We start from the raw sequence: 8,552 nt of genomic DNA, 5'->3' as shown, positions 1-8,552 counted from the left end.
GTTCTTGGTTCTCTTCGGCTAGACGAGCCCTACGGCGTCGGGAGAGCTGAGACAACCTCGCAAACGCCGTTTCTCCCGACGCCGTAGGGCTCGTCTAGCCGGAGAACCGGTGAGGCTACCGTGCACCAAGCGATGAAGGTGATGCGCTTGGAACCTCTCTTGGCGACATGAGACAGCGATCGACGGTCCGGCGTCCTCGGGACCGAATCGCTCCCATCGTGACTCACCACCACGCTCCCGTAGAGACATGACCGCGAAGATCGACGCGACCGTTCAAGCCCGAGCCCCCGTCGTTCTCCCCATCACGACGCCGCCTGCCCCCGGCGGCGCGGCGGCGCGCTTTCAAGCCGCCGGCGGCGTGGAAGCGCGCCGGCTCGCCCACGAGGAGCGCGTCGCCCGCTGGAAGGCGATCGACGAGGCGGGCGGGATCGACGCGTGGGTGAGCGCGGAGCTCACGGCGAAGGGCGCCGTCGCGACCGGCGATCCCAAGGCGATGTCCGACCGGGAGCGCGCGCAGTGGAAGGAGCGCAAGAAGGTCGAGGCCAGGGAGCGCCGCTCGCTGCGCCGCCTGGCCTGGGAGGCCTACGTCGCCACGCACGTCAACCACCTTGGCGCGGGCGTGCACTGGAGCGACCGCGTCGGGCCGGACAGGCTCGACGTGCCTGGGCTGAGCGAGCGCGCGCGGGCGCACGGCCTCCCCGACCTGCCGGGCGCGGCCGAGCTCGCGACCGCGCTGGGGCTGTCGATCCCGCGGCTCCGCTGGCTCGCGTATCACCGCGAGGTCGACACGGGCACCCATTACCGGCGGTGGCACATCCCGAAGCGCGACGGCAGCGCGCGCACCATCTCGTCGCCCAAGCGGGATCTCAAGCGCGCGCAGCGCTGGGCGCTCCGCAACCTGTTCGAGAAGCTGCCGGTCCACGCCGCGGCGCACGGCTTCCTGGCGAGCCGATCCATCGTCACGAACGCCGCCGCGCACGCCGGCGCCGACACGATCGTCAAGGTGGATATCAAGGACTTCTTCCCGACGATCACGTGGCGGCGCGTGCGCGGCCTGCTCCGCAAGGCGGGTGTGGCCGAGGGTCCCGCGACGCTCGTGGCGCTCCTCTCGACGGAGGCGCCGCGGGACGTCGTGCAGTTCCGAGGGCAGACGCTCTATGTGGCCACGGGCCCGCGCGTGCTCCCGCAGGGCGCGCCCACCTCCCCGGCGATCACGAACGCGATCTGCCTGCGGCTCGATCGGCGCGCGTCCGGCCTCGCGCGCAAGCTGGGGCTTCGTTACACGCGGTATGCCGACGATCTCACGTTCTCCTTCCGCGCGCCCGAGGCGCCCGCCCTCGCCGGCGCCGCGCGGCCGCGCGCGCCGGTGGGCGCGCTGCTCCGCGGGCTCCGGGAGATCCTGAGCTCGGAGGGCTTCCGGCTGCATCCGAGCAAGACCGTCGTGATGCGCAAGGGCAGCCGGCAGAAGGTGACAGGCCTCGTCGTCAACCAGGCGGACGAGGCGGCGCCGGCGGCGCGCGTCCCGCGCGAGCGGGTGCGCGCGCTGCGCGCGGCGATCCGCAACCGGGAGCTCGGGAGGCCAGGCAAGGGCGAGACGCTCGCGCAGCTCAAGGGGCTCGCGGCGTTCGTGTACATGACGGATCCGGTCAAAGGGCGCGCGTTCCTCGGGCGCATCGAGGCGCTGGAGCGCAACCAGCCGGCGCCTGCCGGCGAGGCGGGCCCCCACGACGCCCGCCCCGCGCTCACGTAGCGCGAGGGCACTGGTCGCTCGCGCTGTAGCCGTCCGCTCGGTGGTCCACCTCTCCGTGCGGCCGGCAGCAAGGCCCGCCCATGTCCGACATGCCTGCCCGCCTGCTCGGCGAGGCCCCTGCCCGGTAGCCGTACCACGGGTTGTCCGAGCCTCCGTGCTCTCGCAACTCCAGCGCGATGGCGTGGTGGTGACGCGAGAATGCCTCGACTTGCTGCGCCACCACGATCGCCGTCCGTGACCATCCCGGGATCATGACCAGGGGCCTGCCTCTGCCAGCTTCGAGGTACCGCAGGGTCACGCCGTCGTGGTGGTAAAGCACCCGGCGTCGACGTTGCGGCCTGCCGCCTCGGTGTCGCGCAACATCGGATAAGCGACGGCTGAGGCGCCGATCACATCGATCCACAGAGAAACAAACCGCCAAGCGCGCCAAGGACGCCAAGAAGATGACAAGATCTCGGCGATCTTGGCAGTCAAAATTCTGCCCTATCCAGGAGTTTTCAATCCGTCCGTCGGGCAAAAAGCGCGAGCCCTGTCTCGATGCTGGGCGAAGGAAGGAGCGCATGCCGCCGGCGTATACGCTCCATGGCCCGATCCCGACAAGGGAGTGGCGAATCGACCCATCACGACCGTTGCGCGACGAGACAACAGCGCTCCCACGCTGCACGAGGACACTCCCAACAGCGTCGAGCGGGCGGCCCCGGCTTGCGTGAACCACGCGTGAAGCCATGCCGCGGTAAAGCTGCTTTCTCCGCGAGGCGCCTGGACATTGCAAGTGTGGAATGGATAGGATGGTCGGCTATGCGAAAGCCATCTGCTCGTCTCCTTGCGCTTCCGGCCGTCCTGCTCTTCGGCGCTCTGCTCTCGGGCTGCCCCAACCCGAACTCCTACGGAACCCCGCGGACCGTGGCGCCCGGCAAGATCGCGCATTCGGTGTCGCTCGAAAGCTTCGGCTACATCGGCGAGACCGCCGAGCTCGTGGAGAATCCGGACACCGGACAGGCGGAGCCGAGGACGAGGACGATCAGCGGGTTCCTGCCGACGCTGCCCTCGTATCAGCTCCGAGCCGGTTTGACGGACATCCTCGACCTCGGGGCCCACGTCCATAACCTCAGCTCGTTCGGCGTCGATCTCAAGGTGAACCCGGTTCGCGGCGTCTTCGATCTCGCCGTCGATCCGGGGGTGCAGTACTTCTACCTCTCGTCCAACGACGCATCGGTACACATCGTCTACCTTCACGCGCCGGTGATGCTCGGCGTGAACCCCACGGACTGGTTCTCGATCGTGGTGACCCCCGGCGTCACCTACGGCCTCGCCTCGGGTGATATCACGGACGATAACGAGGCCGCTTCGACCGCGGATGGCCTCCTCCTCCGAGGCAGCCTCGGGTTCCAGTTCCGGACCTCCGAGAGCTTCGCTATCCACCCGGAGCTCACGATGATGAAGAGCCTCGAGGGGCCCGGGGTCGTCTACAACTTCGGCATCGGGTTCAACTTCGGCGCGCTGCCGAGCTACAAGGACCTTCAAGAGCCGATGTGACGCGCCCGCCGAGCTAGCGGGCTGGGCCGGTCGTCGAGAAGAGGCGGATCGCGTCCTTCGGGGTGCGCATCGTGACCATGCTCGAAAGATCGATGCCGAGCGAGGTCATCGTGTGCGCGACCGCCGGCTGGATCCCCGTGATCGCGCGTGCTCCCCGCGAGCGGACGACGCTCTACGAGGTAACGTCGATGTCCGATGTGTCTCTTCGTGTCGCCGCGAGGTCACCCTCGATTCGAGTGCTGCCCAGCAGAGGACGCGGACGGGATCCGCCCGACCGCGAGCCCGTGATGCCTCATGCAGAAGAGCAGCCCCTCACGCAGGTTCCCCAGCGTGATGAACGACGATAGATCGACGCCGATGGACACGACGGTGCGCGCCACCTCGGGCCGGATCCCCACCAAGATGCCCTTCGATCCGACGAGCTGCACCGCGCGGATGAGCCTGATGAGATGGTCGGCCGTGCTCGCGTCGACCTTATCGACGCCGGTCAGATCGATGATGACATAGCGGCAGGACGTGCGGACGACGGCGTTGAGGAGGACATCCATCATCTGCTCGGCGCGGTGCGTGTCGATCGAGCCGAATACAGGCATCGACAGCACGCCCTCCCATACCTCGATGATAGGCGTCGACAGTTGCTGAATGGCGGCCTGCTGGTCCTGGATGATGGCCAGCTTCTCCGCCAGCGTCGCCTCGGTCTCTTTGCGCTCCGTGACGTCGAAGAGGAAGCCGCCGAGCGCCATCTTGCCATCCTCGCCCGCCGTCGAGCTCACGACGTTGTGCAGCCATACGACCCGCCCGTCCGCCGCTCGCAAGCGGAACTCGAAATCGTCGTCAGCGCCGACCGCGTCCCTCTGGAGGAAGCGGGGAAGGACCCGCTCGCGATCCTCCGGATGTACGTGCTCGCCCAGGAAGCCGGCGTCATACCACGTGTCCTGTGGGTACCCGAACATCTTCACGACCTGCGGGCCGACGTAGGTGAACCGTGCGGCCGTGCGATCGGCCTCCCAGGGGATGACGCTCGCCGTCTCGACCAGCCTCCGAAGGCGATCCTCGCTTTGCCGCAGCGTCGCCTGGGCCAGCTTTCGATCTGCGTTCTCCTGGGCGAACTCCGCGTGTAGCGTCGCGTTCTCGATCGACACCGACGCCATGAACTCGAGCAACACGAGCCGTCGAGGCGTGAACACCCCCGCGGCGAGCCTGTTCTCCAGGTAGAGGAGGCCGGCCAGCGCGCCCCGCCGGAAGATCGGCATGCAGAGCAGCGAGCGCGGCCTCGCGCGGACGATGTACTCATCGGACGAGAACGCGCTGTCCTTCGCTGCGTCGTCCAGGGTGACCTTCTCCCGGCTGCGCTTCACGTAGTTGAGCACCGACGCCGGGAAATCGGATACGCTGACGCTCGCGTCCTCCTCGCGCCCGACCACCCGGACGTTGGTCTCACGATGATCCACTCGGGCCTCTGCCACGAGCGCGAAGCCCTCTCCCTCGGGCGTGAACAGGCACGCCTTCTGCGCGCCTGCGTGCTCGATGACGATGCGCATGAGCGTCGCCAGGAGCTTGTCGGGCCCCATTTCGCTCGAGAGCGCCTGGGATACCTTCACCGCCGCGAGCGTGTCGAGCTGCTCCGAGCTCGTGTCCGCGCTGCCATGGGCCGCCGGGGAGATCGGCGCGTCCTTATGCGCGAAATGCGGGGCGTACATCCGGCCGAGCTGAAGCACCTTGCCTTGGGCGCCCCAGCGCGTGAAGCAGGCCTCGGCCCCCGCGAGGTACATGGACGGGAGAAGATCGAATTCTCGGTCGATATAGTACCGCGCCGCGAGCTCGGAGCTCACGCCTTCGTTCTGCGCAAAGCCGCCCTCGCGGAAGGCGCGGATGGACTTGTCATAGAGCTTCGCCGCGTCTCCGTCTCTGCCCTCGATACGCGCGATCTCCGCGGAGACCAGGGCGTGCGTGCCGAGGAAGTTCGCGGGGCAGCTCTCGGCCCACACACGCAGCCTCGCCTCGCTCGCGGCGAGGCGCTCGCGGAGCTCCTTCTGCTTCTCGATCGTGGCGTGTTTGTAGAGGGCCGCCGCGCAGAGGGCCGCATAGTAATAATACTCGTGGACCAGGATGGTCTCCGCGGTGGCCGTCCAGAGGAGCCCCTTCGCCGCCTCGCCCGCGGCCTCCGCCTCCTCGTATTCGCCCGCGATGAACCGCGCCTGGAGCTTGTTCACCTGGTAGAAGAAATGGACGAGCGGGATGTTCTCGGCGGCGAGGTGCTTCTCATAATCTGCCTCGACGAAATCGCCGCCGCTGAACGTCCCGAGGCGGTCCGTCAGCCCGCGCATGGCCAGCGTCAAGCGCTGGACGCTTATCATGACGTCGGCCGCGAAGGTCATCTTCGCGTTGATGATGAAGTCGGCGCTGCTCACGGCCGCGGCGTGCACGGACTCCAGCGAGTCTCCGCGGACGAGCATTCCAAAGACGTATTGCAGGAGGTTGAAGCAGGCGTACGCCGAGTTCCCGAGCTCGCGGCCCGTCACGAAGCCAATATGAGCGTATTCGACCTGCATACGCACGTGCTGGGTCCAGATGCAGATCAGACAGGCGTGCGTCTGGAAGACCTCCGGCTTGAACGCGATGAACCCGTGCCTCTCCGTGAGGTCGCACGCGAGCTTGCCAAACTCGTAGCCCTCCTGGTACGCGGCGAACTTTGCGCAGAGCGCCGCCCCGAACGACGCGTACCCCATGGTCGACGCCGGAGCGTTGCCGTGCAGCACGCTGAGCCTCACCATCGTGCCCACCACGAGATCCGTGAAGCTCGGATCGACGTAGAACGCCGAAGGGTAGATCCACGCCAGCGTGCTCATCGTGGAGGCCATCTCCGGATCCGTCATCACGGGCAGATCGAGCAGATCCTCGATACGGCGGCCCTTGACGAGGTCGCGCACCTTCTGAAGCTCTGCGAGCACCACCTCCTTCTCAGGCTTCGTGCGGAGCTCGACGCCAAAGAGCCCCACACACTCGATACAGAGGCCGATGCCTTTGTCGTTCTCCCCCCGCGCGAGGCAGATCTGCATTCGAAGCCGATAGAAGGTCGCCTTGTCGAGCTTGGTCCGGGCACGATCGACGTTTGCGCACTCCCGCTCCGCATCGTCCAGGTTGCCGCTCAGGAACAAGCACTCCGCGAGCTCCGTGTGGAGCTCGCGCGTGAGCGCGTAGTGGGTGTCCCAGCTCTCCTCCGAGAGGAGCGAGGACGCGGCGGACAGGTAATTCACTGCCGAGCGGTACGCCGAGGACGCCTTGGCCCTCTTTCCCGCCATCAGATTGAGCTCAGCGAAGCGAGTCTTCTCCTCGACGCCGCCGATGAGCGAGGCGCCGAGGTTTATCTGGTTGACAATATCGAAGATCTTCTCCGCGAGCTCCTCCTTCTTTGCCCTCTCGAGGAGCAGCCGCCCGATCTTGAGGTGCACCTCGCCGCGCGTCTCCTCGGGGATGAGCGTATAAGCGGCCTGTTGAACGCGGTCATGCAGGAACTTGTAGCCGTCCCGCCTGCTCAGCAGGAACCCTTCGCTGACGGCGGGCTCGAGGTCGGCGCGCGTCTCCTCCAGCGACTTGCCGCAGATCATCGCGAGGACGTCGTCGCTGAGCTCGTTGCCGATGCACGCCGCGAGCTTCATCGAGGCCTGCGTCTGCTCGGGCAGGCGCAAGAGCTTGCCCACGAGGAGCTCGACGACGTTCTCCGTGTAGTTCTTCGCGCTGATCGCGTCGACATCCCAGATCCACCCGACCACCGGGCCCCGGAAGCCGACGAGCCCCTCGCGGTAGAGCTCGCCCAGAAACTGCGTCGCGAAGAACGGATTGCCGGCGGTCTTCCGGTTCAGGAGCTCCGCGAGCTGCGCGGCGCGGGCAGGAGAACAGCGGAAGGTGTCGGCGACAAGCTCGGTCAAGCTCGCGAGCGACAGGGGTCCGAGCGAGAACTCGGTGACGCGTGCCTTCGCGCTCCGGATCGCGTCCACCGTCGTCGTCAGGGCATGCGACGGGCCGACCTCGTTATCGCGGTACGCGACGATAACAAGGAGATGCCGCGTCTCAGGGTGAGTGATGACGTGCTCGAGGAGCTTGAGGCTCGCGAAGTCCGCCCATTGAAGATCATCGAGGAAGAGCGCCAGCGGGTGCTCGCGCTGGGCGAAGACGCCGATGAAGCTCCGGAACACTGCATGGAAGCGGTTCTGCGCCTCCGTGCTCGGCAGCGGCGCGACGTCGGGCTGCTTGCCGATGAGGAGCTCCACCTGCGGGATGATATCGACGATCAGCTTTGCGTTCGCGCCGAGCGCATCGAGGAGCTGCCGCTTCCACGCGCCGAGCTGCGCCTCGTTCGCGCTCAGAATCTGACGGGTCAGCTCCCGGAACGCCTGGCTGATCGTGAAATAGGGGACGTCCCGCTTGTACTGGTCGAATTTGCCCTGGAGGAAGAAGCCCCGCTCGCGGACGATAGGCCGGTGAACCTCGTGAACCAGCGACGATTTCCCGATCCCCGAGTACCCGGAGACGAGCGCGAGCGCGGCCACGCCGTCCGCGACCACTCGCTCGAAGGCCGCCAGGAGTCGCGCACAGTCCGCCTCTCTGCCATACAGCTTCGCCGGGAAGCGCAGCTCGTCCCACACATCCTTCGCCCCGAGGCGAAAGGGCTCGATGGTCGCCTTGGCCTCGAGCTCGGCCAGACAGTGCTCGAGATCGAGCGCGAGCCCCCGCGCGCTCTGGTAGCGATCGTCCGCCTCCTTGGCCAGGAGCTTCATCACGATGGCGGCGATCACCGGCGGCACGCCCGGGGCCGCCTCGGTGAGAGGGCGCGGAGCCCTGGCGACGTGGCAATGAACCCACTCGAGGACGTCCATGGCGACCAACGGAAGCTCGCCGGACAGCATCTCGTAGAAGGTGACGCCGAGGGAGTAGAGGTCCGCGCGGTGGTCGACCGGCCGGTTCATGCGCCCCGTCTGCTCGGGCGCCATGTACGGGAACATCTCGGCAGAGACGCTGAGCTCGTCGCTTCGGCTTCGAAGACCCTTGCGGCGCGCGCCAGACGTCGGCTCGCGCAGCTTCACCGCTCCGCCCTCGCCGCCTCCGACGATGTTCTGCGGGCAGATGTTCTGGTGAATGATGTTTCTCTCGTGGAGCTCTGCGAGCGCGGACGCAAGCTGAATACCGGTAGTGATGAATTGCTTCGAGTCCACTTGTCCTCACCGGCACAGAACGACAGTCGACTGTGCATCCGCAGATCACGGCT

The 8,552-nt window shown here is 67.0% G+C and carries 4 protein-coding genes; 2 read left to right on the top strand and 2 right to left on the bottom strand.

Annotation, left to right across the window (positions count from 1 at the left end; all coding sequences use genetic code 11):
• Positions 1–247 precede the first annotated feature (247 nt).
• Positions 248–1,750, top strand: a complete 1,503-nt coding sequence (locus tag POL72_RS37370) for a reverse transcriptase family protein (protein WP_272101599.1) — start codon at positions 248–250, stop codon at positions 1,748–1,750.
• Between the two features lie 294 nt (positions 1,751–2,044).
• On the opposite strand, the gene POL72_RS37365 is transcribed toward POL72_RS37370, so the two are convergent.
• On the bottom strand, positions 2,045–2,224 hold the full coding sequence (locus POL72_RS37365; protein WP_272101598.1) for a hypothetical protein: 180 nt from the start codon (positions 2,222–2,224) through the stop codon (positions 2,045–2,047).
• 324 nt (positions 2,225–2,548) lie between these two features.
• Here POL72_RS37365 and POL72_RS37360 point away from each other — a divergent pair, with 324 nt between their 5' ends.
• Complete coding sequence (locus POL72_RS37360; RefSeq protein ID WP_272101597.1) at positions 2,549–3,286, top strand: hypothetical protein; 738 nt, start codon at positions 2,549–2,551, stop codon at positions 3,284–3,286.
• 221 nt (positions 3,287–3,507) lie between these two features.
• Here POL72_RS37360 and POL72_RS37355 read toward each other — a convergent pair whose 3' ends face one another.
• Positions 3,508–8,499, bottom strand: coding sequence for an AAA family ATPase (locus POL72_RS37355; protein WP_272101596.1), 4,992 nt, complete (start codon positions 8,497–8,499; stop codon positions 3,508–3,510).
• Between the last annotated feature and the right edge of the window lie 53 nt (positions 8,500–8,552).

Source organism: Sorangium aterium, from assembly GCF_028368935.1.
In the GTDB taxonomy this organism is placed as follows: domain Bacteria; phylum Myxococcota_A; class Polyangia; order Polyangiales; family Polyangiaceae; genus Sorangium; species Sorangium atrum.
This window is presented reverse-complemented; position numbering and strand designations above follow the sequence as displayed.